This window comes from Rathayibacter caricis DSM 15933 (genome assembly GCF_003044275.1).
GTDB lineage: Bacteria > Actinomycetota > Actinomycetes > Actinomycetales > Microbacteriaceae > Rathayibacter > Rathayibacter caricis.
In genome coordinates this window covers 1,551,529-1,575,562 of sequence record NZ_PZPL01000001.1, presented here as the reverse complement: position 1 = coordinate 1,575,562, position 24,034 = coordinate 1,551,529, and the positions used below count along the sequence as shown (strand labels likewise).

The following is a 24,034-nucleotide window of genomic DNA, read 5'->3' as shown; positions in this document are numbered from 1 at the left end:
GCCCGAGGCGTGCTCTAGCGAGCGCCAGGGAGTTCCCCGGCACGGCGCGGTGCCGGTGCTGCGCCGTAGCCTCTCCTCCGTGCCCACGACCTCGGATCACCTCCTTCCACGCAGTCCTGTCCCGGCCGCGCTCCGCGGGCTCGGTGGCGCACTCGTGCTGGTGCTCGCACTCGCGGCGTGCGCTTCCGATGACGCGGATCCGGGCGTCGCTGGAGCGGGCACTCCGGGTGTGACCGCGACCAGCCCTCCCGCGACGACTCCGCCCGGCACCCCGGACGTCGACGCCGCCGCGGTCGAGACCGCCCTCGCCGCCCTCGAGGCCGAGTACGACGCCCGGATCGGGCTCGTCGCGGTCGACACCGAGGACGAGCGCACCGTCGAGCACCGCGCCGACGAGCAGTTCCGCTTCGCCTCCGCGATCAAGGCCCTGGCCGCGGGCGCGCTGCTCGCCCGCACCGAGCCTGCGGATCTCGAGCGGGTCGTCACCTGGAGCGACGTGGTCGATCACTCCCCCGTCACCGGGCCCGCCACGGCGACGGGCCTGCCGCTCGGCGAAGTGGCCGAGGCCGCGGTCCGCCTCAGCGACAACACCGCTCACAACGTCGTGCTGCAGGAGCTCGGCGGGCCGGCCGGACTGCAGGAGGCGCTCCGCGCACTCGGCGACGACGTCACGCGCATCGACCGGATCGAGCCCGAGCTGAACCGGGTCTCACCGGAGGGTCTCGACACCGGCACCGCGCGGTCGCTCGCGGCCGACCTGCGCGCGCTCCTCCTGGGCGACGCCCTCCATCCGGTCGACCGTGCCCAGCTGCGCGACTGGATGAGCGGCAACGCGACGGGCGACGCGCTCGTGCGCGCGGGTGCTCCCGACGGCTGGAGCGTCCTCGACAAGTCCGGCGGCGCGGGCGGTCTCCGGAACGACCTCGCGGTCGTCGAGCGCCCAGATGCGGCTCCGATCGTGATCGCCGTGCTGACCGAGCGCAGCGACCCGTCGCTCCCGTACGACGACGCCCTCGTCGCCCGCGCCGCGTCCGTCGCGCTGGAGGCGCTCCGCTGACGCGGAGTGCGTGAGCCCGCCGTGTCAGCCGTCGACGGAGTGGGAGACGCTGCCGCTCGACTCGACGTCGCTGCTCGCCGCGTCGATCACGACCTCCCACCGGCTGTGATCGGTCCCGGGCTCGACGGTGTCGAGGTAATCGCGCACCTGCTGAGCGACTCTGTCGAGTGAGTCGACCTGGGTCGCGGTCTCGCCGTCGATCCGGAGCTCCCAGCCGTGCATCCAGCGGTGGGCGGTGACGGTCATCGGTCCTCCTCGGAGAGCGATTCAACCGCGCCCGACCGGCAAGCCCGATGCTGGCGCGAGACGCCGCGCGCCTACCCTGAAGCCGTGCCTCCCGCTCTCGCCCCGGCCGCCGGGATCTCCGTCTCGGCCGTCCTCCTCTTCGGACTCCGCCTCCCGCTCGCGGGCTACCTCGTGCTCGGCGCGAGCCTGCTCCTGGCCCTCGCGATCGACCGCGTCCTCGCGGTGGACCTGTCGCTGATCGCCGCCGGGCTCGTGATCGTCAGCACGATCTCGGTCGAGGCGAACCTCGACTACCCGAACATGGCCCTGATGGGCGCCGTGCTGTCCGCGGCCGTCGCCGTGCCCTGGGCGATCGACCGCTACGGCACGAAGCGGTCGATCATTCGCTTCCCGCTGCGCACCGGGCAGAAGTGGACGCCGCTCGAGAAGTCGTACCTGCCCGCCGTGCTCGTGCTCGGCTGGATCCTGCTGCCGTTCTACTTCATCCGCTCGGGCGCCTACCTGAACTGGCCCGCCATCCACGCTCCGGACGAGGTCGCGCGCCTCTTCGTCGGAGTCGGCTTCGTCGGCATCTGGGACGAGCTGTTCTTCATCTGCGTCGTCTTCGCGGTGCTGCGCCGCCACCTGCCGATGTGGTGGGCGAACGTGCTGCAGGCGGTCGTGTTCGTGTCGTTCCTCTGGGAGCTCGGCTACCGCGAGTGGGCTCCGGCGTTCACGATCCCGTTCGCGCTGCTGCAGGGCTGGATCTTCTCGAAGACGAAGTCGCTGACCTACGTGATCTGCGTGCACCTGCTCTTCGACCTCGTGGTCTTCCTGGCCCTCGTGCACGCCCACAACCGCGACTGGCTGCGCTGGTTCGTGTACTGACGCCTCCCTTCCAGGGGCCAGCGCGGGCGGAGTGTTACGGCGGACGTCACGCGGCCGATGCGGGACGGCGGCGATGCTCCATCATCGTCCCCGTGCGCCGACGGCGCCCGCTCCGCCCCGTCCCGGAAGGACAGCAGGCATGATCCGCCTCGAGCAGCTCACGAAGGTCTACGGACACGGCGACGCCGCCGTCACCGTGCTCGACCGCCTCGACTTCTCGGTCGCGACGGGCGAGATCTTCGCCGTCGTCGGCCCGAGTGGCGCCGGGAAGAGCACGCTCGCCGCGTGCGTGAACCTCCTCGAGCGCCCCACCTCCGGCTCGGTCGTCGTGAACGGCGATGCGCTCTCGCAGCTGTCCGAGCAGGAGCTGCGCGTCGCGCGCCGCCGTATCGGCACCGTCTTCCAGTCCGACGGCCTCTTCAGCCGCCGCACCGCGGCCCAGAACGTCGCGCTGCCGCTCGAGTACCTCGGAGTGACCCCCGCCGAGACCAAGCGCCGCGTCGCCGAGCTGCTCGACCGCGTCGGACTCACCGAGCGCGCCCGGCACTACCCGCACCAGCTGTCGGGCGGTCAGCGCCAGCGCGTCGGCATCGCCCGGGCCCTGGCCCTGCGCCCCAGCGTGCTGCTCTCGGACGAGGCCACCTCAGGGCTCGACCCCGCGTCGACGACCGCGATCACGACCCTCCTCAAGGAGCTGCGCGACGACCTCGGCCTGTCGATCCTCTTCATCACGCACGAGATGGAGACGGTGCGGCAGGTCGCCGACTCGGCCGCCCTGCTCGATCACGGCCGCATCGTGGAGTCGGGACGACTCGTCGACCTGCTCCGCGACGCCTCCTCGCCGCTGGGCCTCGCGCTCAATCCGCTGCGCCCGGCCGCGACTCCGGCCCCCGGGCTCACCGAGTGGGTGCTCGGCTACGCGCGCTCCGACGTGCCGGCCGACTGGATCGTCCGCCTGGGCGAGACGGTCGGACCGGTGTCGCTCCTCGGCGCCGCCATCGAGACGGTCGCCGGCCGGGCCGTCGGCCACGCCACGATCGCGCTCGGACCCGTCGACGAGCGCCGCCTCGTCGACGCCGCCGGAGCGCTGGGCCTGTCGGTCCGCCCGGCCCCCGCCCGCCTCGACTCCGCCCCGCTCGAGCTCACCGAGGAGATCGCCGCATGAGCCTGCACCTCGACAACCGCGTCCCGATCGCCGAGATCCCGGCGCTGGTGCTGCCGGCACTCGGCGAGACCCTGATCATGGTCGGCATCGTGATGACGATCGTCGTGCTCGTCGGCATCCCCCTGGGAGCCGCCGTCCACAACCTGGCGCCCGGCGGGCTGTTCGAGAACCGCGCCGCCCACCAGACGCTGAGCTGGGTGATCAGCATCGGCCGCTCGCTGCCGTTCCTGATCCTGATGGCCTCGATCATGCCGTTCACCCGGCTGATCACCGGGACCAACATCGGCATCGCCGCGGCCGTCGTGCCGATGTCGATCGCGGGCATCGCGTTCTTCACCCGCATCGTCGAGAACGCGCTGCGGAGCGTGCCGATCGCGCTGACCCGCGTGGCCCGCGCCTCCGGAGCGTCGCGACTGCAGGTCATCCGCTCGGCGCAGCTCAGCGAGGCCGTGCCGCAGATCATCGGCGGCCTGACCATCAACACGATCGCGATGATCGAGTACTCGGCCATCGCGGGCACGATCGGAGCCGGCGGCATCGGCTACGTGGCCGTCACCTACGGCTACCAGCGCTTCGACAACACGGTGATGCTCGCGACGATCGTGATCCTCGTCGCCACGGTCGCGCTCGTGCAGCTCACCGGCGACGCCCTCGTGCGCGCCACGACGCCGAGCGCCTCGCGCACCCGGCGGTCCGAGCGCGTCGCCGTCGCGGTCTGAGACCGCCCCCCTCTTCTTCTCCCCCACCCCTCGCCCGGCCTCCCCCCGCGGCGTCCCTCTCGCGCGCCCGGAACCCGGCGCGCGCACTCCGGAAGGCCTCTCATGCCCACGCAGAACGACACCCCCGACAGCCTCGGCTTCGAGCTGAAGAAGAAGCGCCGCTGGCCGTGGATCGCCGGAGGCGCGGTCGTCGCACTCGGCGTCGGCGCGGCGATCGTCGTCCCGATCCTCTCCCCCGCCGTCTCGGCGAACGAGACCGAGGGAGCGACGCTCTACGTCGCGACCGCCGAGGGCAACGCGTCGGAGCAGGCGCTCGTGCAGTTCGTCGCCGACGAGGTCGCGCCGAAGTACGGCATCGAGGTGGAGTTCAAGGGCCTCTCGGACAGCAACACCATCAACCGCGCCGTCAGCGAGGGCGAGGTGGCGGCGACCGTCTACCAGCACAAGCTCTGGCTCGGGCAGGTGCTCGAGTCGAACCCCGACTTCGAGGAGGAGGCGGCGACTCCGGTGTTCCGCTGGGGCTTCGGACTCTGGAGCGACAAGTACGGCGACGTGTCCGAGATCCCCGACGGCGGCACGATCTCGCTCTACTCCGACCCGGCGAACGAGGCCCAGGGCCTCTGGCTGCTGCAGAGCGCGGGGCTGATCGAGCTGAAGCCCGGCACCGAGCCCGGCACGGCGACGCAGGACGACATCGCCTCGAACCCCAAGAACCTGAAGTTCACCCTGCTCGACTTCGCGGCCCAGTCGCGCGCGCTGCCGGACCTCGACGCGGCCGTCGGCTACACCGAGTACTACCTCGCCGCCGACATCCCGATCGAGAAGCAGATCTTCGCGCCGACCGCTCCCGACGACTTCGCCGGGCAGCTCACGATCGGCTCCCGCTACGCCGACACCGAGAACATCCAGAAGCTCGTGCAGGCGTTCCAGGACCCGGCGGTGCAGGAGTTCCTGGCGACCGACGAGACGGTGAAGGGCATCCTGCTGCCGCTCGAGGGCTGACGCCGACGGCCGGCGGCCGGGGTCTCCTCCGGCCGCCGGATTCCGTGATGCGTTCGTTGTGTCGGGACGTCGTGTCGCGACCCTCCTCTCCGCCAGGATCAGCACCAGGGGGCGCATCGCCCCCGGATCCATGGGGAAGCCGGGAGAGCGCACTGCGCCCCGGAGGAAGCAGGAATCGTGCGTACAGCGCGAGGGGGCCGCACGGCCTCCGTCATCACGACCGCCGCACTGCTGGGAGCGCTCGCGTTCCCGAGTGCGGCGGGGGCCACCGAGATCCTCGAGGCGCCCGCCTCCGAGGCGACGCCGACCGCGGTCGCGCCGGCGCTCGAGCCCACGCCGACCCCGGTCGACACGAGCGATCCGGAGCCGACGAGCACGCCGGAGGCGACGGCCGAGCCGGTCGCCGCACCGATCGCCACCGAGGCGCCCGTCACCGCACCGCCCGCGCCCAGCGAGGCGCCGGTGGCTGTGGCCCCGGTCCTCACTCTGCCCCGCACCGACTTCGTCGCGGGCGCCGGCATCATCGGCGACCGCTCGACCGGCTGGGGCGACGGCCTCGACGTCGTCGGCTCCGGATTCGCCCCGGGCTCCTCCGTCGTCGTCGCGCTGATGGACGGCCCGACCCCGGAGGCCCGCACGACCGTCGTCTCGTCCGCCAACGGCGAGGTCGTGCTGGACGACTGGTTCCCCGGGGCTCTGGACGGCGGCTTCAGCCTCTACCCGCACCTCCCCCGCCCCGGCGAGCAGATCACCGTCGTGGCCTCGGCCACGGACGCGGCCGGGGTGCAGCTCACCTCGAACGCGGTGGTGCTGACGATCACGCAGCCCGACCCGGCGGTGTCCTTCGTCCTCGCCGAGGACGGCTCGCCGTTCCAGCTCGGCTCAGATGTGAACGTCGCAGCCTTCCGGGTCTTCGGCATCGCCGCCCTGCTGAGAGGCTTCGACCGGGATGAGGACGTCACGACGACCCTGACCGCGCCCGACGGCTCCGTCACGACGATCGCTAACGACGTCCCTGGCTCCGCCCTCTACGGTGAAACGTCCTTCCTGCTGGACGAGAGCACGATGGTCGACCAGTTCGGCACGTTCACGGTGACGGGCGTGGGGGCGTCCAGCGGGCGCACCGTCTCCGCCTCGCTCGTGCAGGTCCCCGACAAGCCGGGCATCAGGATCTGGCCGGTGCGGGCGCCGCTCGAGCCCTCCGCCCCCGACGTCGAGCGAACGAGCGGTGGAGCCGTCTTCGGCTTCACCGCGGGCGAGCGCGTCTCGGTGAGCATCCACTCCCTCGACGGCACTCGCCAGCGCCTCGTCGACGGCGGCACCCGTCTCGATTACACCGTGGACACGGTCGGCTGGAGCCTGATCGCGCTGGGCGAGTACCCGCTCGCCGACCCGGAGCCCGAGATCTACTGCGTCGTCGCGCTGGGCACGACCAGCGGTCGCACCGCCACCGCGGAGTACGACTACGGCCGGTCCGTGTCCGACCCGGTCGACTGCTCGGCGGCCGAGGCGGCGGCTCGCGCGGGCAGCGGCGCGGGCTCCGGAGTCACGGCAGGTCGGCCCGTCCTCGCCGCGACCGGCGTCTCGCCCTCGGCTCCCCTCGCCCTCGCGGCGTTCGGGATCCTCGGCGGACTCGCGCTGATGATCACGCGCCGCCGCCGCGCCTAGCGGTCACGGCAGCACCGGAGGGGCGTCCCGAGAGGGGCGCCCCTCCGTCGTTCCATCGGTGCGCGCCGCTCGAGGCGCAGCGTTCAGAGGTCGCGAGAGAAGCAGAGCGACCACTCGCCGCCGATGTAGGCGCCGAAGAGCGGGACGGACGTGTAGCCCTCGCGCTCGTAGAAGCGGACCGCGTCCGGCTGCCGGGTGCCGGTCTCGAGGACGAGTCGCGTCGCTCCGAGCCCCGCCGCGAGCTGCTCGAGCCGGCGGAGGACGAGGGTCGCGACGCCGGACCCGCGCGCCGACGGGTCCACGAACATCCGCTTGACCTCGATCACTCCGGGGCCGAGGACCGAGTCGGCCAGCGGACGGAGGCCACCGCAGGCCCGTGCCGTGCCGCCGGCGTCGCGGGCCACGACGAACACGGGGACATCGGCGGCCGAGGGAGGCACGCCGGGCTCGTGGTCGGTGCTGCCGTAGCGCTCGTCGAGCTCGATGCGCTGGGCGGCGCGGAGTGCATCCGCGTCGGGATGGTCGTAGGGGATCGTCTCGAGCTGCCAGGTCATGGGCGCCTCCGTTCGGGCTTCACCGTAGCGGGGGGCACGGACGTCAGGCGTGCGGGAAGGCCCGGCGGCGGGTGGTAGCCCTCCGACCCCGTCCCGTGGCAGGGTCGGGAGCGCCGACGAGAGGACGAGGATGTCGAACGACCGAGCACTGCGGGTGGCACTCGTGGGGACCGCTTTCATGGGCAGGACCCACTCGCACGCCTGGCGCACCGCCGCCCGCTTCTTCCCCCTGCCGCTGGAGCCTGAGCTCGCGGTGCTCGTGGGGAGCAACCCCGAGACGACCCGCGAGCGGGCGGAGGTCCTCGGCTGGAGCGAGTCCTCGACCGACTGGCGGGCGGTGATCGAGCGCGACGACATCGACCTGATCGACATCTGCACCCCCGGAGACACGCACGCCGAGATCGCGATCGCGGCTCTCGAGGCGGGCAAGCACGTGCTCTGCGAGAAGCCGCTCGCCAATTCCGTCGAGGAGGCCGAGCGGATGGCGGCCGCCGTGCGCGCCTCCGACCGCGTCGCGATGTGCGGATTCAGCTACCGCCGCACTCCCGCGCTCGCCCTCGCCAAGCGCTTCGTCGACGAGGGGCGGCTCGGGGCGATCCGCCACGTCCGCGCGCAGTACCTGCAGGACTGGCTGCGCGACTCCGAGGCGCCGCTGACCTGGCGCCTGCAGAAGGACCGGGCAGGATCGGGCGCGCTGGGCGACATCGGCGCGCACAGCATCGACACGGCGCAGTGGCTGACCGGCCGGCGGATCTCCTCCGTCTCGGCGGTGCTGCGCACCTTCACGACCGAGCGCCCGGTGCTGGCCGAGCAGTCGGGGCTCGGCGGGCGCGCCGAGGAGGGGGCGGAGCGAGGACCGGTCACGGTCGACGACGCGGTCGCGTTCACGGCGGCGTTCGAGGGAGGCGCCCTCGGCGTCTTCGAGGCGACCCGCGTCGCGACCGGCCGCCGCAACGCCAATCGCATCGAGATCAACGGCGAGACCGGCTCGATCGCGTTCGACTTCGAGCGGATGAACGAGCTCGAGTACTACGACGCGCGCGACGCCGACGAGGCGCAGGGGTTCCGGCGCATCCAGGTGACCGAGCCCGCGCACCCGTACATGGAGGCGTGGTGGCCCACCGGGCACGGCATCGGCTACGAGCACCTCTTCACGCACCAGGTCGTCGACCTGGTCGAGGCGATCGCGGGCGGCACCCCGGTGGCTCCGACGTTCGACGATGCGCTCGACGTGCAGCGTGTGCTCGACGCGGTCTCGACGAGCGCCGGGCACAACTCCGAGTCGACGCCTATCGCGCGGGGATCCGGCCCGGTCTGATCCTCGTAGCGCGGCAGCCGAGCGGCGGTCCTCCCACCGGCCGACCGGCCGGAGTCGCGGAGCCGGTCTCGCCTCGTGAGGCGAGCTTGCGCCATAATGCGCCTATGAGCAAGAAGATTGACGCGGCCCACCAGGCACTGGTAGCAGCCCTCGACAAGCACGCCCGACTCGTCTCCGACAAGGACTCGAGCCCTCGGAAGGTCGAGCGCGCCGGAGCCGAGCTGCGGTCCGCCACGAAGGCGTACGCCGCGCTCGTCACGGCCCGCACCGGATCGGCGAGCCCGTTCGCCGACCTCGCGGATCCGCGCCTGGACCAGCCGACCATCGCGTCGCTCCGGGCCGAGCGCGACGCGATCGCGAAGCGCCTGGCGAAGCACGAGGCCGCGGAGGCCGAAGCCCTCGCGGGCTGACCCTCCTCCCCGGCGGCGCGAGTCGTCGTGTTACGCGCATGTTTCGCGTCCACCGCGCGACATCCGTACCGTGGTCCCCGGGATCCGCGTCGACGCGGCGTCGTGCGACCGGAGGCCGGTCGCAGCGCCGGCGGTGATCAGCACCGCCCGTGGTCGCCGCTCCGTCAGCAAGCAGCACCGAGCGGATCCTCTCCACGGAAGGATCCACACAGCATGTCCCTGCGCACGACGCTCCTCGCGACCACCGCGATCACCGCCTCCGCCCTCCTCCTCGCCGGCTGCTCCGCCTCGGCGGGCGAGAGCGACACCGTCCGCATCGGCGTCGTCGGTGCCAGCGACCCCTACTGGGCCACCTACGAGGAGGCCGCGGCCGACGCCGGCATCGACGTCGAGATCGTCGACTTCAGCGACTACAACCAGCCCAACCCGGCGCTGTCCGAGGGCGAGATCGACCTCAACCAGTTCCAGCACATCGTCTACCTGGCGCAGTACAACACGTCCGCCGACGAGGACCTCGTGCCGATCGGCGCGACCGCGATCTACCCGCTCGGCCTCTACTCCACGCAGTACGACAGCGTCGAGGACATCCCCGAGGGCTCGACCGTGGCCGTCCCGAACGACGAGAGCAACCAGGCCCGCGGCCTGCTCGTGCTCCAGTCGGCCGGTCTGATCGAGCTGAAGGACGGCGGCAGCATCTTCTCGAGCGTCGACGACGTCGACACCGCGAAGTCCAAGGTCGACGTGACCGCCCTCGAGGCGTCGCTGACCCCGACCTCGCTGCCGGACGTCGCCGCCGCCATCATCAACAACGACTTCATCGAGAACGCCGGCCTCGAGGCCACCGACGCGATCGCGACGGACGACCCGAGCGACCCCAACGCGCTCCCCTACGTCAACGTGTTCGCCGCCCGCTCCGAGGACGCCGACAACGAGACCTACCAGGAGCTCGTCGACATCTACCAGAGCACGCAGGCCGTGCTCGACGGAGTGTCGGAGCAGTCCGGCGGCACCGCGATCTTCGTGAAGACCCCCGCCGACGAGCTGGAGGCCTCGCTCGAGACCGTCGAGGCGGACACCGCCGCGCAGGGCTGATCGGCCCGGAGCTGATCCGCCCAGGGCTGATCCGCCCTCTCCTCGCGACGGGATCCCCTGCTCCGGCGGGGGATCCCGTCCGTCCGCCGGGACACCGGCACCCCCGCCCGAACCCCTCGAAGGGAGCGCCGTGCCGCTCATCCGCCTCACCGATGTGAGCAAGGTCTACCCGCCCCTGTCCCGCGGGGCGACGGCCTCGACCGCGGTCGACGGCGTGAGCCTCGACATCGAGGCCGGCGACGTCCAGGGCGTGATCGGCTACTCCGGTGCCGGGAAGAGCACGCTCGCGCGCCTCGTCAACGCGCTCGAGCCCGCGACGTCCGGCAGCATCGAGATCGACGGCCGCGACATCGTCGGCCTGCCCGAGCGGGAGCTGCGCCGCATCCGGCTCGGCATCGGCATGATCTTCCAGCAGTTCAACCTGTTCGGCTCGAAGACGGTGTGGCAGAACGTCGCCTACCCGCTGCAGGTCGCCGGCACTCCGCGCGCCGAGCTGAAGACCCGCGTCGACGAGATGCTGAGCTTCGTCGGCCTCTCGGACAAGGCGCGCAGCCACCCGGAGCAGCTCTCGGGCGGGCAGAAGCAGCGGGTCGGTATCGCCCGCGCCCTCGCTGCCTCGCCCCGCATCCTGCTCGCCGACGAGGCCACCAGCGCTCTCGACCCGGACACGACCGGCGAGGTCCTGGCGCTTCTCCGGCGCATCAACGAGGAGCTCGGTGTCACGATCCTCGTCATCACGCACGAGATGGACGTGATCCAGCAGCTCGCGACGAAGGTCGCCGTGATGGAGTCGGGCCGCATCGTCGAGCGCGGCGACGTGTTCGACGTGTTCTCGGCTCCGCGCGAGCCGGTCACCCGGCGCTTCGTCTCGACCGTCGTCCGCTCCGTGCCCTCCTCCGCCGAGGCGGCCGTGCTGCGGCAGCGCCACCGCGGCCGGCTCGTCACGCTCTCGTTCTCGGACGGCTCCGCCTCGCAGGGCGACGTCTTCGCCGACATCGCCGCCGCGGGCGTGCCGTTCGAGCTGGTCTACGGAGGCATCACCGACGTCCGCGGACGCGCCTTCGGCCACCTCACGGTCGCCCTCGACGCGTCGGACGACGTCGTCGAGCCCCTTCTCGCCCGCCTCGGCGCTCGCGTCGGCCTCACGGAGGTGCCCCGATGAACGCCCTGATCGAGCTGCTCCCCGAACTCGCGAAGGCCACCGGCGAGACGCTCTACATCGTCGCCCTCAGCCTGCTCTTCGGCGGGCTCGGCGGCCTGCTGATCGGCCTCGGCCTCGCCCTCACCCGCGGCGGCGCGCTGTTCGCGAACCGCCTGGTCTACGGACTGCTGAACGTGATCGTCAACGTCTTCCGGCCGATCCCGTTCATCATCTTCATCGCGGCCGCCCAGCCGCTCGCGCGCCTCGTGGTCGGCTCGGGCATCGGCACCGACGCGATCATCTTCTCGCTGTCGCTCGCCGCCGCGTTCGGCATCGGCCGCATCGTCGAGCAGAACCTGCTGACCGTGCAGCCCGGCGTGATCGAGGCCGCGCGCTCGGTCGGAGCGGGCCGGCTGCGCATCGTGCGCACCGTGCTGCTCCCCGAGGCGCTCGGCCCGCTGATCCTCGGCTACACCTTCGTCTTCGTCGCCATCGTCGACATGTCGGCGGTCGCCGGCTACATCGGCGCGGGCGGCCTCGGCAACTTCGCGATCCAGTACGGCTACCGCCAGTTCGAGCCGGTCGTGACCTGGGGTGCGGTGCTCGTGATCATCGTGATCGTGCAGCTGGTGCAGCTGCTGGGCAACGTGCTCGCGCGGCGGGTGCTGCGGCGCTGAGGGCGAGCGGAGTGACGGGGCCGGTCCGAGCGCGCGGGCCCGCGCCTCGTAGGCTCGTCGCACCATGACCTCCTCCACCGTTCCGACGCTCGTCGCGGTGCTGGTGCTCGCGCTGGTGACGACGGCGATCGTCGCCGCGCTGCGACTCGAGCGGCCCGGTGCCCAGGCGGTCGCGATCGCGCGGGCGGCGCTGCAGCTCGGACTCCTCAGCCTCGTGCTGCACGGCATCATCGAGGATGCGCGGCTGGTCGCCGCGTTCCTGGTGCTGATGCTCGTCGCGGCGACGTGGACGGTGCGCACGCGCGCGGGCCTGGACCGTCACGGCCTGCGGACGTTCGTCGTGCTCCTCGCCGCGGCGGGCGTCCCTCTCGCGGTCGTCGCGGCGACCGGGGCCGTGGGATCGGAGCCGCGGTACCTGCTCGCGACCGGCGGCATCGTGATCGGCGGCGCGATGACCGCGGCGTCGTTGATGGGACGCCAGCTTCGCGCCGGTCTCGCCGCGGGGACGGAGGAGGTGGAGGGCTGGCTGGCGCTGGGCGCCACTCCGCGCCGCGCCGCCCTGCGCCTGGTGCGCGCCGCGGCCTCGACGGCGCTCGTGCCGGCGACGGACCAGACGCGGACGACCGGGCTCGTCACCCTGCCGGGAGCCTTCGTCGGCGCGGTGTTCGCGGGAGCGTCGCCGCTGGAGGCCGCGCAGTTCCAGCTCGTCGTGCTCGCCGCGGCCCTCGCGGCGGGCGCCGTCGTCGCGGCGACGACCGCGCTGCTGTTCGGCGCGCCGCAGCGGCACCCGGAGTAGGGCGGGGGCTTCTGGAGACGGGGGTCTCGATACGCGGCGTGCCGCCGCTACTCGACCAGCAGGGAATGCGCGCCGCTGCACCCACGCTCTACGCCGTCCCTGGCTGATCGAGTAGCCCGCGCAGCGGGCGTATCGAGATCCAACCCTCTTGGACACGGGGGTCTCGATACGCGGCGTGCCGCCGCTACTCGACCAGCAGGGATGCGCGCAGCCGCGCCCACGCCCTGCGCCCCGCATCGTCCCTCGCTGATCGGGTAGCCCGCGGGAGCGGGCGTATCGAGAACCGTCCCGCCCGCGAGTCGACGCCAACCGGGCTTCGGCTGTCTCTGGGCGCCCGCTCCGCGACGAGTCCCCCTCCGCCGCCGCGGTGAGTGGACGCGAACAGGGCACCGGCGGGCGGGCAGGGCCCGTTGCGCGTCCACTCGGAGGAGCGGCGGGACGACGGAGGGGCGGTACGACGGAGGGGCCGGGCCGCCGGCGGGGAGCGGTGGCTCCTCGGTCGGCGGACCGGCCCCTCGGGGACGGCGCGTGAGCGCTAGTAGCGCGGCTTGCGGTCCGGGCGCTCGGACGAGCGCGACGGGCCCGAGGGGCGGCCGCCGCGGTCGGCGCCGGCGCGGCTCGGGCGGCGGTCGGGCTTCAACTCGATCAGCTGGCCGCTGATGCGGGTGTCGGCGAGGCGGTCGAGCACGTCCTGGGGCAGGTCGGCCGGCAGCTCGACGATCGAGAAGTCGGGGCGGATGTCGATGTGCCCGAAGTCGCCGCGGTTGAGGCCGCCCTCGTTGGCGAGCGCGCCGACGATCTGGCGGGGCTCGACGCGCTGACGGCGGCCCACCTCGATCCGGTACGACGCGAGGTTGCTGTTCGCCGGACGCTGACGGCGCTCAGGACGCTCGCCCCGGTCGCGGTCGAAGCGGTCGCCGCGCTCGGGGCGGTCGCCCCGGTCGGGACGCGGCTCGCGGTCCTCGCGCTCGCGGCGCGCGAAGCGGGGGTCGTCCGGCGAGAGCAGCAGCGGCTCCTCGCCCTGGGCGACGATCGCCAGCGCCGCGGCGACATCGGACTCGACGACGTCGTGGTGCTCGACGTAGTGGCCGATGATGTCGCGGAAGCGCTGCAGGCGCTCGGAGTCGGCGAGCGCCGCGGTGATCGCGTCGTCGAAGCGCGAGAGGCGCGTGACGTTGACGTCCTCGACGCTGGGCATGCGCATCTCGGTCAGCGGCTGGCGGGTCGCCTTCTCGATCGCGGCGAGCAGGCGGCGCTCGCGCGGCGTGACGAAGCTGATCGCCGCTCCGCTGCGCCCGGCACGGCCAGTGCGGCCGATGCGGTGCACGTACGACTCGGTGTCGATGGGGATGTCGTAGTTGACGACGTGGCTGATGCGCTCGACGTCGAGGCCGCGGGCCGCGACGTCGGTGGCGACGAGGATGTCGAGCTTGCCCGACTTCAGCTGCTCGACGGTCCGCTCGCGCTGGGCCTGGGCGACGTCTCCGCTGATCGCGGCGGCGGTGTAGCCGCGGGCGCGCAGCTTCTCGGCCAGCGTCTCGGTCTCGCTCTTGGTGCGGACGAAGACGATCATGCCCTCGAAGTTCTCGACCTCGAGGATGCGGGTGAGAGCGTCGACCTTCTGCGGGTACGACACCATCAGGTAGCGCTGCGTGGTGTTCACCGAGGTCGTGGTCTTGTTCTTGACCGTGATCTCCTCGGGCTCCTTGAGGTACTTGCCCGAGATGCGGCGGATCTGCGAGGGCATCGTCGCCGAGAACAGCGCGATCTGCTTCTCGACGGGGGTGTCGGCGAGGATCGTCTCGACGTCCTCCGCGAAGCCCATCTTGAGCATCTCGTCGGCCTCGTCGAGCACCAGGTACTTCAGCGCCGAGAGGTCGAGGGTGCCCTTCTCGAGGTGGTCCATGATGCGGCCGGGCGTGCCGACGACGACGTGGACGCCGCGGCGCAGCGCGGAGAGCTGGGTGCCGTAGCCCTGGCCGCCGTAGACGGGGAGCACGTGCACGCCGCGCAGGGCCGACGCGTAGCGCTCGAACGCCTCGCACACCTGGAGCGCGAGCTCGCGGGTGGGCGCGAGCACGAGGGCCTGCGGGGTCTTCTGCGAGACGTCGAGCCGGGAGAGGATCGGCAGCGCGAACGCGGCCGTCTTGCCGGTGCCGGTCTGGGCGACGCCGAGGACGTCGCGGCCCGAGAGGAGGGACGGGATCGTCGCGGCCTGGATCGCCGAGGGCGTCTCGTAGCCGACCTCCTTGAGAGCCTTGAGAACGGGCTCGCTGAGGCCCAGGTCGGAGAAGGTGAGCGAGCGGGGCTCGTCGGAGGCCGCGGCGGCGGGAGCGGCGGGGGCCTCGGTGGTCGGAGCCTCGGAGGCGCTCTGAGCCGCGGTCGCGCTCTGATCCTCGGGGGCGGTATCGGGTGTTTCGGTTGACGCCATGGTGCAACGGTAGGCCGTCGAGGCCCTCCGCGGTGGCCGCATCGCCCTGATCGGCCCGGATCGTAGCCGATCCGGGGGCCTGTGGAGGCGATTCGGAGGTCCGCGGCGCCGATCCCGGTGCGCGAAGGACCTCCCCCGGCCGTCGAGGACGGGGCCCGATCCGTCGCGGACGGCCGCCGTTTCACGATCCGGGCGACCCTCCGCGACGTATCGCCGAGCCGAGCACGGCGGCCCGCCCGACTCAGTAGAACTCGACCGTGTCGACGCGGTTGATCAGCTCCTCGCCGTCGAGGAACCGCGTCGCGTTGCGCGCGAAGAGCTCGGCGATCAGCCGGTCCTCGGCGGAGTTCAGCGCCGCGGTGTGCGGGCTGATCAGCACGGCCGGATGCGTCCACAGCGGGCTGTCCGCGGCGAGCGGCTCCTGCGCGGTCACGTCCAGCACCGCGCAGCCGACGCGGCCGTCGTCGAGTGCCGCGAGCAGCGCGTCCTCGTCGATCACAGTGCCGCGGCCGACGCTGACGAGCGTCGCTCCCGGCCGCAGCGCCTCGAAGAACGCGGCGCCGACCAGCTTCTCGGTGGCGGAGGTGCCGGGCAGCGTCACGACGACCCCGTCGATCCGCTCGGCCACCTCGGCGATCGCGTCGGGCCGCACGATCTCGTCGACGTGCTCGACGGAGTCCTCGTGCCGACTCGTGCCGATCACGCGCGCGCCGAGTCCCTGGAGCTTCTGCGCGGTGGCCCGGCCGATGGTCCCGAGTCCGACGATCAGGATCGTCTGCTCCGAGATCAGGCCCATCGTCCAGCGCGAGCCCCACTCCTTCCGCTGCTGCAGCTCCTGGAGCCTCGGCAGCGACTTGGCGCCGGCGAGCAGTCCGAACACCGAGAACTCGGCGAGCGGCTGGGAGTGGACGCCCGCGCTCGTCGAGAACGCGATCCGCTCGAGCGCGTCGGAGTCGAGCCCAGCCGCCTTCACCTGGCCGCCGCCGCCCGCCGGCATCGTCTGCACCCAGCGCAGCGACGGGTTCGCGGCGACGGTGCGCGCGAGGGCCGACGGCGTCTCGTCCGGGACGCCGTAGAGGACCTCGGCGGAGTCGACGAGCTCGTCGAACGCGGCCTGCTGCTCGGGAGTGCGCTCGAAGGCGGGATCACCGCCGTGGTCGCCGGGGTGGCGCATCGGCGGGAGCAGGCTCTGATCGGCGACGAAGTCGACGCGCGGCTCGAGCTCCACCACGCGGGCGATCAGCTCGTCGCTGATCGGGGTGGCGGCGACGACGCGGAGGCGGTCGGTCATGGGGAGGTCCTTCGGTCGAGGTCGGCGGGGGCTGAGCGGAGCAGCCGGCGTCGGAGGATTCGGGGCGGGGCGGCCGGGTCAGAGCACTCGCATCAGAGCACTCGCGCGGTCCAGAGGATCCCGCGCTCCACGAGCGTGCGCACCGTCGGATGCCGCAGCACCTCGACGCTGTGCCCAGGGGTGCTCACCGCGATGCGCCCGCGCCCCCAGTCCCGGGTCCAGACCGCCGGCGACGTGACGGGGCGGTGCCACTCCTGCCAGGCCTCGGCGGGATGCGTGGTCGTGGCGAGCACGTCGTTGAGATCGTCGTGCAGCACCCAGTACTGCTCGGTCACGAGCTCGAAGTCCTCGAGCCCGGCGGTGATCGGGTGCTCGACGCCGGTGAACTCGATCCGGTGCCGACGGAAGGCGTCCTCGCTCCCCTCCGCCACCGCGGGGTGCGTGGCGAACTGGCCGCCGACGAGCTGCAGGTAGTCGGAGGAGGCGCGGAAGGAGTCGGCGATGCCGCCGTGCCAGCCGGTGAACCCGGTGCCGCCGGCCACCGCGGCGCGCAGGCCCGCGATCGCGGCGGGCGACGCCTCCGACATGGTCACGCACTGCACGACGACGTCGAGGCCCGCCATCGCGTCGGCGTCGGCGTAGACCTCGGGCGAGTCCTCGACGCGGACCGCGAAGCCCTGCTCCTCGAGGAACGGGAGGAACAGGTCGGTCGCCTCGACCGGCTGGTGCCCCTCCCAGCCGCCGCGCACGACGAGTGCGCTCCTGGTCCGCGTGGTCTCCGGCATGCTCGTCCTCTTCCTCGTCGACGTCCCCTCGACGATGCCATGCCGGGCGCCGCGGCCGCGCGCACGGGGCGGATCCTGCGGTTCCGGGACGGGAGGCGCGCACAACATCAGCTGAGAAGGGGGTCTCTCGGCTGTCAGCGGTCAGTGCCCCTTCTCGGCTGAGGTTCTGCCAGGGCTCATCGCCTCACGTGCTCCGGCGGTCCGGCCCGCCGCCGCCCGGTCTCCGCATACGAAGTCGTAAGGTGGACGAACAGCTGCAGATGCGGAAACGCTCCAACCCGAGGATCCCCATGCTCCGCGTCCGCTCCCTCGCCGCCCTCTCCGCGGTGGCTCTGACGGGCTCCCTCGCCGGCTGCTCCCCCTCCACCGACCCCGACGCCGCGCCCGAGCCGCGCGGCATCACCGTCTTCGCCGCCGCCTCCCTCACCGGCGTCTTCACCGAGCTCGCCGACGAGTTCGAGGCCGCGAACCCCGGCACCACGGTCGAGCTCTCGTTCGCCGGCTCCTCCGATCTCGCCACGCAGATCGAGAACGGCGCACCGGCCGATGTCTTCGCCTCGGCCGACACCGCGACGATGCGGACGGTGCAGGAGGCGGGGCTCACCGCCGCCGATCCCGTGCCGTTCGCGACGAACGTGCTCGAGATCGCCGTGCCGCCGGGGAATCCCGCGGGGGTCCGCTCCCTCGCCGACCTCGCCCGCGAGGGCGTGGCGACGGTCGTCTGCGCACCGCAGGTGCCGTGCGGAGCCGCGGCCGACGCCGTCGAGCGCGCGGCGGGCCTCACGATCGAGCCCGTCAGCGAGGAGTCGTCGGTCACCGACGTGCTCGGCAAGGTCCGCTCGGGCGAGGCCGACGCCGGCCTCGTCTACGTCACCGACATCCGGGCCGCGGGCGACGACGTGCTCGGCGTGCCGTTCGCCGAGGCCGAGCAGGCGGTGAACACCTACCCGATCGCCCCGCTCGCCGACTCCGAGGCGGCCGCCGCGTTCACCGCGTTCGTCACCGGGGACGCCGGCCGCGCGGTCCTCGCCGCGGCCGGCTTCGGCGCTCCCTGACGACCGCCCTCAGCGCAGCAGCCGCCGGCCCAGTGCCACCACCGCGAGCCCGCCGAGCACCCAGGGCCCCGCGACCAGCAGCGGATCCAGCACCTGGTGCCGCACGTCCGAGCGGCCGCGCCGCGACGCGATCGGGTGCGCCTTCAGTTCGGAGAGCACGCCCGTCTCGGTGACAGGGTTGTCGGGCCGCAGCGTCGCCAGGGAGCGCAGGTGCGCCCCGGTCGCGTCGACCCGGTCGCCCAGCACCAGCAGCAGCCAGTGGGCCGCGCGCCCCTCGCTGAAGCGGTCGTACGCGTAGCGGCGGATCGCTCCCGAGACCCCGTGCAACGGCTGAGCGGTGCCGAAGACGGGTGGCAGCTCCTCGTGCTCGATGCTCTTCTCGCGGTACTCCCCCGGATCCATCGGCTCGGGCTTGTGCCAGTGCGCCCCGGTCTCGAGATCGAAGCGCTCGCGCGGGAACGAGGGCCGGTCGGCCGGGTCGAGGTCGGCGCCCCAGCCGGGGATGCGGGCGCGCAGCTCCTCCGCGGTCGGCGGCGGGATCGGCTTGTCGGCGGTGTACGGCACGGTGACCTCCTACGGCACCACGACGGTCTTGATGCAGCCGTCGAGCTTGGACGAGAACAGGTGGTACCCCTCGGCGATGTGCTCGAGTGGGATGCGGTGCGTGATCATGTCGCTGGGCTTCAGGTACCCCGCGCGGATGTGCTCGAGCAGGCGCGGCCACTGGCGCTTGACCGGCGCCTGGTTCATCCGGAGCGTGAGGCCCTTGTTCATCGCGTCGCCGAACTTCACGGCGCTGAAGAGCGGACCGTAGGCGCCCATCACCGAGATCGTGCCGCCCTTGCGCACGCCGTCGATCGCCCAGTTGAGCGCGACCGGCGAGCCGCCCTGGAGCTTGAGCTTCGCCGAGGTGACGTGCTGGATGAGATTCCCGTCCGCCTCCGCCCCGACCGCGTCGATGACGACGTCGGCACCGAGGCCGCCCGTCGTCTTCTTCAGGTGCACGACGACGTCGTCGTGCTCGAGGTAGTTCACCGTCTCGGCGAGCGCGAAGTCGCGCGCCTTCGCCAACCGGTACTCGAGCTGGTCGACGACGATCACGCGACCCGCTCCCATCAGCCAGGAGGAGCGGGCGGCGGCGAGGCCGACGGGCCCGGCCCCGAGCACCACGACCGTGTCGCCCTCGACGATGTCGCCGAGCTGCGCGCCGAAGTACCCGGTCGAGAACGCGTCGGTCAGCAGCAGCGCGTCCTCGTCGGGCAGCCACTCCGGGATCACGCTCGGCCCCACATCGGCGAACGGCACGCGCACGTACTCGGCCTGCCCGCCGTCGTAGCCGCCGGTGGAGTGCGAGTAGCCGTAGATGCCGCCGATGGCCGTGGCGTTCGGATTCACGTTGTGGCAGTTGGAGTAGAGGCCGCGCGCGCAGAAGAAGCACGTGCCGCAGTAGATGTTGAACGGCACCATCACGCGGTCGCCGACCTTCAGGTTCCGCACCGACGAGCCGACCTCGTCGACCACTCCGATGAACTCGTGGCCGAAGGTGTGGCCGATCCTCGTGTCGGGCATGAGCCCGTGGTACAGGTGCAGATCGGAGCCGCAGATCGCGGCGAGCATCACCCGCACGATCGCGTCGTTCGGGTGCTCGATGCGGGGCCGGTCCTTCTCCTCGACACGGATCTTGTACGGACCCCGGTAGGTCATGGCGCGCATGCGTCCTCCTCCTCCTCGACGCCGACAGCCTCCGTCGCGCTCCCGCCGGAGCTGTAGGGGGTTGCCATGGGACGGCCTCCCGTGGAAGCGGCCCGGCGTCTCCGCGTCCGCGGTCGTAGACTCCTCCTCATGCCGCAGATTCGGATCCGAGACGCCGCCGCCGCCCTCGGAGTGAGTGACGACACCCTGCGCCGCTGGATCGACAACGGGGTCCTCGAGAGCGGCAAGGACGCCTCCGGCCGCCTCGTCGTCGACGGTCTCGCGGTGGCCGAGCTGGCCCGGGCGAACGCCGTGCTGCCCGAGGATCCGTCGCCCGTCGCGCGCTCGGCCCGCAACCGGTTCGTCGGCATCGTGACGAGCATCGTGATGGACACCGTGATGGCGCAGGTCGAGCTGCAGTGCGGACCGCACCGGGTGGTCTCGCTGATGAGCAGTGAGGCGGTGCGCGAGCTCGGCCTCGAGCCCGGCTCCCCCGCCACCGCGGTGGTGAAGGCGACCACCGTGATCGTCGAGACGCCGCTGCCGCGCACCTGATGCGCACCGGATCCGCGCCGCCGCGCTGGGTCGCGGCCCTCGCCGCGGTCGGCGCGCTGCTGGTCCTGCTGCCGCTCGTCGCGATCCTCGCGCGGGTCGACTGGCCGCGCTTCGTGCCGCTGATCACCTCCGACTCCTCGGTCGCGGCACTCCTGCTGAGCCTGCGCACATCGGCCGCGGCGACCCTCCTGTGCGTGCTGCTCGGGACGCCGATGGCGCTGGTGCTCGCGCGCACCGCGTTCCCGGGGCAGCGGATCCTGCGCGCGCTGGTGCTGCTGCCGCTGGTGCTGCCGCCGGTCGTCGGCGGACTCGCGCTGCTCTACACCTTCGGTCGGCTCGGCCTGCTGGGCGGTGCGCTCGACGCGGTGGGGGTGCGGATCGCGTTCTCGACGACCGCGGTGGTGCTCGCGCAGACGTTCGTGGCGCTGCCGTTCCTGGTGCTGAGCCTGGAGGGCGCGCTGCGCACGGCGGGGGCGCGCTACGAGGCGGTCGCCGCGACCCTCGGCGCGTCGCCGGGCACCGTGCTGCGCCGGGTCACCCTGCCGCTGATCCTGCCGGGGCTGGCGAGCGGAGCGATCCTGTCGTTCGCCCGAGCGCTCGGCGAGTTCGGCGCGACGCTGACCTTCGCGGGCAGCCTCGAGGGAGTGACGCGCACCCTCCCGCTCGAGATCTACCTGCAGCGCGAGAGCGATCCCGATGCGGCCGTCGCGCTGGCCCTGGTGCTCGTGATCGTGGCGGTGCTGGTGATCGGGCTGGCGTACGGCCGGCGAGGGGTGCGCTCGTGACCCTGCGGTTCGAGGCGCGCCTCGCCTCCCGCGGCTTCGACGTGGCGCTCGAGGTCGCCGACGGCGAGACCGTGGCGGTGCTCGGGCCCAACGGCGCCGGCAAGTCGACTCTGATCGAGCTGCTCGCGGGCCTCGTCCGGCCCGATGCGGGCAGCGCTCGCCTGGGCGACTCCGTCCTCTTCGGGCCCGGCGCGTGGACTCCCCCGCACCGTCGCGGCGTCGCCCTGCTCGCGCAGGACCCGCTGCTGTTCCCGCACCTGAGCGTCCGCGAGAATGCCGCGTTCGGTCCGCGCAGCGCGGGGGTGGGCCGGGCGGAGGCGCGCGCGCGCGCCGAGCGCCGCCTCGCCGATGTGGACGCCCTGACCCTCGCCGATCGCCGGCCGGGGACCCTCTCGGGCGGGCAGGCCCAGCGCGTGGCACTCGCGCGTGCCCTCGCGACGGATCCGCGACTCCTGCTGCTCGACGAGCCGATGGCGGCGCTCGACGTGCGGGTCGCGCCGGTGCTGCGGCGGATGCTGCGGACCGTGCTCGCCGACCGCACCACGATCCTCGTCACCCACGACGTGCTCGACGCGTGGACTCTCGCCGACCGCGTCGTCGTGCTGCACGAGGGCCGCGTGGTTGAGGAGGGGCCGACCGCCGACGTGCTCGAGCGGCCGCGCACGGCGTTCACCGCCGAGCTGTCGGGGCTGCGCCTGGTGCGCGGGGTGCGGACGGCCGCGGGGCTGCGGTTGGAGGACGGGCGCGAGATCGCGGGGGTCTCGGATGCTTCGGCGGGGTCGGCCGTCGCCGCCGCGGTGCGCCCCTCCGCGGTGACGCTGGGTGAGAGCGGACTGCGGGAGGAGATCGTCGACCTGGAGCCGCGCGGGGATGCGGTGCGGGTGCACGGGCGGGTGCTCGCGGCCGACGTGACTCCGGCCGAGGCGGCGCGGCGCGAGCTGGCGCCGGGGGTCGAGGTCGGGTTCGTGCTGGAGCCGGTCGAGCTGTACGCGGTGTGAGCTAGGTCGTCGGCGGCCGGCGCGCAAGGGGCGCGGGCACCCGGTGACGGCGGGCGGGGTGGCCCCTACGGTGGGCACATGACCGACTCCGGCTCCCCCGCCCTGCACCACGACGTGCTCGTCATCGGCGGTGGCAACGCCGGGCTCTCGGTGGCGGGGCGGCTGCGGCGCTACGGAGTGTCGGACGTCGCGGTGATCGAGCCGCGCACGACGCACTACTACCAGCCGATGTTCTCGCACGTCGCCGGAGGCACGGCGCCCGCCTCGAAGGCGACCCGTCCGCAGGGCGAGGTGACGCCGAAGGGCGTGACGTGGATCCGGGACCGGGTCGCGACGATCGACCCGGTGGCCAAGACGGTGACGCTCGAGGGCGGTCGCGCGGTCGGCTACGGTCAGCTCGTGGTGTGCCCGGGCATCCGGAAGGACTGGGACGCGGTGCCGGGCCTCGTCGAGGCGATGGAGTCGCCGGTCGGCATCTCGAACTACGAGTTCGAGTACGCGCGGAAGGCGTCGAGCGTGCTGCGCGACGTCCGCTCGGGAACCGTGGTCTTCACGCAGCCGAGCGGGCCGGCCACCTGCTCCGGGGCCTCGCAGAAGCCGATGTACCTGGCCTGCGACTACTGGCGGAAGACCGGCGTGCTCGACGACATCCACGTGGTGCTCGTCGTGCCGACGCCGACGCTGTTCGGCATGCCGCTCATCGACGCCGAGCTCGAGCGGAAGGTCGCCGAGTACGGCATCGAGGTGCACTACGACCGCGAGCTCGTCGAAGTGGACGCCGCGTCGCAGACGATCGAGCTCGCGGGCGACGACAGCCCCACCGCGCTGCTCGGACCCGACCACTCGACGTCGCTCGAGGGCCTGGAGGGCGACCACCGCGAGACGCTGGCCTACGACGTGCTGCACGTCGTGCCCCCGCAGTCGGCGCCCGCTTTCCTCGAGGGTTCCGGTCTGACCGCCGGGGGCTTCGTCGAGGTCGACCCGCTGACGCTGCGGCACGTCCGCTTCCCGGACGTCTGGTCGCTCGGCGACGCGGCCGCGACGACCAACTCGAAGTCGGGCGGGGCGCTGCGCCCGCAGGCGAAGACGCTGGCCGAGAACCTCGTGGCGGCGCGGAAGGGGAAGCCGTTGCCGATGACCTACAACGGCTACTCCGTCTGCCCGTTCGTCGTCTCGCGGAAGACGGTCGTGTTCGCCGAGTTCGACGACCGCTATCGCCCGAAGCCGACGATCCCGTTCTGGAAGGGGCTCGCGAAGGAGCGTCGGGCGACGTTCCTCGCGGACCGGTTCGTGCTGCCGTGGGTGTATTGGAACCTGATCCTGCAGGGGCGGGCGTGAGCACGGGTCGCACGGCCGCCTCGCCGGCGTACACGACGACGGTGGTGCTGGCCGTCACCGGGCTCGTACTCGCGCTGTTCCCGGTGTTCGACGTCGCGGGGCTGGTGCTGAGCATCCTCGCGTTCCGGAGGAGTCGCCATGACGGCGGGCCGCGCGGGCTGGCGCTCGCGGGGATCATCGTCGCGTCGGTGACGATCGTGCTGTTCACGGCCGGAGCGGTCCTGCTGGGGACGCTGTTCGGCGGGCTCTTCGCGACGTGCGCGGAGCTGGGCGAGGGCGTGCACGTGGTGGACGGGGTGACGTACACCTGCTCATAAGTGCCCGAACGAGCCTCCGTCACACCCCCCCCGTGCCCCGGGAGGCCGACCGGCGCCGGACCGTTCGCCACTTTC

At 72.7% G+C, this 24,034-nt stretch carries 25 protein-coding genes; 18 read left to right on the top strand and 7 right to left on the bottom strand.

Going from position 1 to position 24,034, the window contains the following annotated elements:
• Positions 1 to 79 precede the first annotated feature (79 nt).
• Positions 80 to 1,057, top strand: coding sequence for a class A beta-lactamase (gene bla / locus C1I63_RS07185; protein ID WP_107575772.1), 978 nt, complete (start codon positions 80 to 82; stop codon positions 1,055 to 1,057).
• Between the two features lie 24 nt (positions 1,058 to 1,081).
• Here bla and C1I63_RS07180 read toward each other — a convergent pair whose 3' ends face one another.
• Complete coding sequence (locus C1I63_RS07180; RefSeq protein ID WP_107574326.1) at positions 1,082 to 1,303, bottom strand: hypothetical protein; 222 nt, start codon at positions 1,301 to 1,303, stop codon at positions 1,082 to 1,084.
• An 84-nt stretch (positions 1,304 to 1,387) separates the two neighbouring features.
• Here C1I63_RS07180 and C1I63_RS07175 point away from each other — a divergent pair, with 84 nt between their 5' ends.
• The 5 genes from C1I63_RS07175 to C1I63_RS07155 all read left to right on the top strand — a co-directional run bounded on the left by C1I63_RS07175 (position 1,388) and on the right by C1I63_RS07155 (position 6,724).
• Positions 1,388 to 2,170 carry a CPBP family intramembrane glutamic endopeptidase gene (locus C1I63_RS07175; protein ID WP_107574325.1) on the top strand — a complete coding sequence of 261 codons (783 nt, stop codon included), beginning with the start codon at positions 1,388 to 1,390 and terminating at the stop codon, positions 2,168 to 2,170.
• Positions 2,171 to 2,309: 139 nt separating this feature from the next.
• Positions 2,310 to 3,335: a methionine ABC transporter ATP-binding protein gene (locus C1I63_RS07170; RefSeq protein WP_107574324.1), complete on the top strand. Its 1,026-nt coding sequence runs from the start codon at positions 2,310 to 2,312 to the stop codon at positions 3,333 to 3,335.
• A complete protein-coding gene (locus tag C1I63_RS07165) occupies positions 3,332 to 4,054 on the top strand; it encodes a methionine ABC transporter permease (protein WP_055785857.1) in 723 nt (240 codons plus the stop codon). The genes C1I63_RS07170 and C1I63_RS07165 overlap by 4 nt, the downstream gene beginning before the upstream one ends.
• Positions 4,055 to 4,156: 102 nt before the next feature.
• Positions 4,157 to 5,056 (top strand): MetQ/NlpA family ABC transporter substrate-binding protein, encoded by a 900-nt coding sequence (locus tag C1I63_RS07160; protein ID WP_107574323.1) that lies wholly within the window; start codon positions 4,157 to 4,159, stop codon positions 5,054 to 5,056.
• A gap of 177 nt (positions 5,057 to 5,233) precedes the next feature.
• Positions 5,234 to 6,724, top strand: a complete 1,491-nt coding sequence (locus C1I63_RS07155; RefSeq protein ID WP_107574322.1) for an LPXTG cell wall anchor domain-containing protein — start codon at positions 5,234 to 5,236, stop codon at positions 6,722 to 6,724.
• An 83-nt stretch (positions 6,725 to 6,807) separates the two neighbouring features.
• On the opposite strand, the gene C1I63_RS07150 is transcribed toward C1I63_RS07155, so the two are convergent.
• The gene (locus C1I63_RS07150) at positions 6,808 to 7,278 is read right to left on the bottom strand and encodes a GNAT family N-acetyltransferase (RefSeq protein WP_107574321.1); all 471 of its coding nucleotides are present in this window, start codon (positions 7,276 to 7,278) and stop codon (positions 6,808 to 6,810) included.
• Between the two features lie 130 nt (positions 7,279 to 7,408).
• Between C1I63_RS07150 and C1I63_RS07145 the strand changes: the two genes are divergently transcribed.
• The 6 genes from C1I63_RS07145 to C1I63_RS07120 all read left to right on the top strand — a co-directional run bounded on the left by C1I63_RS07145 (position 7,409) and on the right by C1I63_RS07120 (position 12,712).
• A complete protein-coding gene (locus tag C1I63_RS07145) occupies positions 7,409 to 8,596 on the top strand; it encodes a Gfo/Idh/MocA family protein (RefSeq protein ID WP_107574320.1) in 1,188 nt (395 codons plus the stop codon).
• A 104-nt stretch (positions 8,597 to 8,700) separates the two neighbouring features.
• Positions 8,701 to 9,006, top strand: a complete 306-nt coding sequence (locus tag C1I63_RS07140; RefSeq protein WP_055785842.1) for a hypothetical protein — start codon at positions 8,701 to 8,703, stop codon at positions 9,004 to 9,006.
• A 213-nt stretch (positions 9,007 to 9,219) separates the two neighbouring features.
• A complete protein-coding gene (locus tag C1I63_RS07135) occupies positions 9,220 to 10,098 on the top strand; it encodes a MetQ/NlpA family ABC transporter substrate-binding protein (protein WP_107574319.1) in 879 nt (292 codons plus the stop codon).
• A 130-nt stretch (positions 10,099 to 10,228) separates the two neighbouring features.
• Entirely contained in the window at positions 10,229 to 11,260 is a 1,032-nt protein-coding gene (locus tag C1I63_RS07130; protein ID WP_107574318.1) for a methionine ABC transporter ATP-binding protein, read from the top strand.
• The gene (locus tag C1I63_RS07125; protein ID WP_107574317.1) at positions 11,257 to 11,916 is read left to right on the top strand and encodes a methionine ABC transporter permease; all 660 of its coding nucleotides are present in this window, start codon (positions 11,257 to 11,259) and stop codon (positions 11,914 to 11,916) included. The genes C1I63_RS07130 and C1I63_RS07125 overlap by 4 nt, the downstream gene beginning before the upstream one ends.
• Before the next feature lie 64 nt (positions 11,917 to 11,980).
• On the top strand, positions 11,981 to 12,712 hold the full coding sequence (locus tag C1I63_RS07120; protein ID WP_107574316.1) for an ABC transporter permease: 732 nt from the start codon (positions 11,981 to 11,983) through the stop codon (positions 12,710 to 12,712).
• A gap of 535 nt (positions 12,713 to 13,247) precedes the next feature.
• Here C1I63_RS07120 and C1I63_RS07115 read toward each other — a convergent pair.
• The 3 genes from C1I63_RS07115 to C1I63_RS07105 all read right to left on the bottom strand — a co-directional run bounded on the left by C1I63_RS07115 (position 13,248) and on the right by C1I63_RS07105 (position 17,219).
• Positions 13,248 to 15,143 carry a DEAD/DEAH box helicase gene (locus C1I63_RS07115; protein WP_107574315.1) on the bottom strand — a complete coding sequence of 632 codons (1,896 nt, stop codon included), beginning with the start codon at positions 15,141 to 15,143 and terminating at the stop codon, positions 13,248 to 13,250.
• 241 nt (positions 15,144 to 15,384) lie between these two features.
• Positions 15,385 to 16,434 (bottom strand): D-2-hydroxyacid dehydrogenase, encoded by a 1,050-nt coding sequence (locus tag C1I63_RS07110; RefSeq protein ID WP_107574314.1) that lies wholly within the window; start codon positions 16,432 to 16,434, stop codon positions 15,385 to 15,387.
• Between the two features lie 92 nt (positions 16,435 to 16,526).
• The gene (locus C1I63_RS07105) at positions 16,527 to 17,219 is read right to left on the bottom strand and encodes a ThuA domain-containing protein (protein ID WP_107574313.1); all 693 of its coding nucleotides are present in this window, start codon (positions 17,217 to 17,219) and stop codon (positions 16,527 to 16,529) included.
• Positions 17,220 to 17,509: 290 nt separating this feature from the next.
• Between C1I63_RS07105 and modA the strand changes: the two genes are divergently transcribed.
• Positions 17,510 to 18,274: a molybdate ABC transporter substrate-binding protein gene (gene modA / locus C1I63_RS07100; RefSeq protein WP_107574312.1), complete on the top strand. Its 765-nt coding sequence runs from the start codon at positions 17,510 to 17,512 to the stop codon at positions 18,272 to 18,274.
• Positions 18,275 to 18,283: 9 nt separating this feature from the next.
• Here modA and C1I63_RS07095 read toward each other — a convergent pair whose 3' ends face one another.
• A complete protein-coding gene (locus C1I63_RS07095; RefSeq protein WP_107574311.1) occupies positions 18,284 to 18,838 on the bottom strand; it encodes a hypothetical protein in 555 nt (184 codons plus the stop codon).
• 9 nt (positions 18,839 to 18,847) lie between these two features.
• Complete coding sequence (locus C1I63_RS07090) at positions 18,848 to 19,987, bottom strand: zinc-dependent alcohol dehydrogenase (protein ID WP_107574310.1); 1,140 nt, start codon at positions 19,985 to 19,987, stop codon at positions 18,848 to 18,850.
• 129 nt (positions 19,988 to 20,116) lie between these two features.
• Between C1I63_RS07090 and C1I63_RS07085 the strand changes: the two genes are divergently transcribed.
• The 5 genes from C1I63_RS07085 to C1I63_RS07065 all read left to right on the top strand — a co-directional run bounded on the left by C1I63_RS07085 (position 20,117) and on the right by C1I63_RS07065 (position 23,959).
• Positions 20,117 to 20,521, top strand: coding sequence for a TOBE domain-containing protein (locus C1I63_RS07085; protein WP_055785804.1), 405 nt, complete (start codon positions 20,117 to 20,119; stop codon positions 20,519 to 20,521).
• Entirely contained in the window at positions 20,521 to 21,306 is a 786-nt protein-coding gene (locus tag C1I63_RS07080; RefSeq protein WP_107574309.1) for an ABC transporter permease, read from the top strand. The genes C1I63_RS07085 and C1I63_RS07080 overlap by 1 nt, the downstream gene beginning before the upstream one ends.
• Positions 21,303 to 22,304: a sulfate/molybdate ABC transporter ATP-binding protein gene (locus C1I63_RS07075; RefSeq protein WP_107574308.1), complete on the top strand. Its 1,002-nt coding sequence runs from the start codon at positions 21,303 to 21,305 to the stop codon at positions 22,302 to 22,304. The genes C1I63_RS07080 and C1I63_RS07075 overlap by 4 nt, the downstream gene beginning before the upstream one ends.
• 78 nt (positions 22,305 to 22,382) lie before the next feature.
• Positions 22,383 to 23,642 (top strand): NAD(P)/FAD-dependent oxidoreductase, encoded by a 1,260-nt coding sequence (locus C1I63_RS07070; protein WP_107574307.1) that lies wholly within the window; start codon positions 22,383 to 22,385, stop codon positions 23,640 to 23,642.
• On the top strand, positions 23,639 to 23,959 hold the full coding sequence (locus C1I63_RS07065) for a hypothetical protein (protein ID WP_107574306.1): 321 nt from the start codon (positions 23,639 to 23,641) through the stop codon (positions 23,957 to 23,959). Before C1I63_RS07070 ends, C1I63_RS07065 begins: the two co-directional genes overlap by 4 nt.
• Positions 23,960 to 24,034: the final 75 nt, after the last annotated feature.

Bases quoted from the DNA above. Each gene is read 5' to 3' on its own strand.
- C1I63_RS07180 (WP_107574326.1), bottom strand. From the start codon at position 1,303: ATGACCGTCACCGCCCACCGCTGGATGCACGGCTGGGAGCTCCGGATC.
- C1I63_RS07170 (WP_107574324.1), top strand. From the start codon at position 2,310: ATGATCCGCCTCGAGCAGCTCACGAAGGTCTACGGACACGGCGACGCC.
- C1I63_RS07165 (WP_055785857.1), top strand. From the start codon at position 3,332: ATGAGCCTGCACCTCGACAACCGCGTCCCGATCGCCGAGATCCCGGCG.
- C1I63_RS07160 (WP_107574323.1), top strand. From the start codon at position 4,157: ATGCCCACGCAGAACGACACCCCCGACAGCCTCGGCTTCGAGCTGAAG.
- C1I63_RS07150 (WP_107574321.1), bottom strand. From the start codon at position 7,278: ATGACCTGGCAGCTCGAGACGATCCCCTACGACCATCCCGACGCGGAT.
- C1I63_RS07145 (WP_107574320.1), top strand. From the start codon at position 7,409: ATGTCGAACGACCGAGCACTGCGGGTGGCACTCGTGGGGACCGCTTTC.
- C1I63_RS07140 (WP_055785842.1), top strand. From the start codon at position 8,701: ATGAGCAAGAAGATTGACGCGGCCCACCAGGCACTGGTAGCAGCCCTC.
- C1I63_RS07135 (WP_107574319.1), top strand. From the start codon at position 9,220: ATGTCCCTGCGCACGACGCTCCTCGCGACCACCGCGATCACCGCCTCC.
- C1I63_RS07125 (WP_107574317.1), top strand. From the start codon at position 11,257: ATGAACGCCCTGATCGAGCTGCTCCCCGAACTCGCGAAGGCCACCGGC.
- C1I63_RS07120 (WP_107574316.1), top strand. From the start codon at position 11,981: ATGACCTCCTCCACCGTTCCGACGCTCGTCGCGGTGCTGGTGCTCGCG.
- C1I63_RS07115 (WP_107574315.1), bottom strand. From the start codon at position 15,143: ATGGCGTCAACCGAAACACCCGATACCGCCCCCGAGGATCAGAGCGCG.
- C1I63_RS07110 (WP_107574314.1), bottom strand. From the start codon at position 16,434: ATGACCGACCGCCTCCGCGTCGTCGCCGCCACCCCGATCAGCGACGAG.
- C1I63_RS07105 (WP_107574313.1), bottom strand. From the start codon at position 17,219: ATGCCGGAGACCACGCGGACCAGGAGCGCACTCGTCGTGCGCGGCGGC.
- modA (WP_107574312.1), top strand. From the start codon at position 17,510: ATGCTCCGCGTCCGCTCCCTCGCCGCCCTCTCCGCGGTGGCTCTGACG.
- C1I63_RS07090 (WP_107574310.1), bottom strand. From the start codon at position 19,987: ATGCGCGCCATGACCTACCGGGGTCCGTACAAGATCCGTGTCGAGGAG.
- C1I63_RS07085 (WP_055785804.1), top strand. From the start codon at position 20,117: ATGCCGCAGATTCGGATCCGAGACGCCGCCGCCGCCCTCGGAGTGAGT.
- C1I63_RS07080 (WP_107574309.1), top strand. From the start codon at position 20,521: ATGCGCACCGGATCCGCGCCGCCGCGCTGGGTCGCGGCCCTCGCCGCG.
- C1I63_RS07070 (WP_107574307.1), top strand. From the start codon at position 22,383: ATGACCGACTCCGGCTCCCCCGCCCTGCACCACGACGTGCTCGTCATC.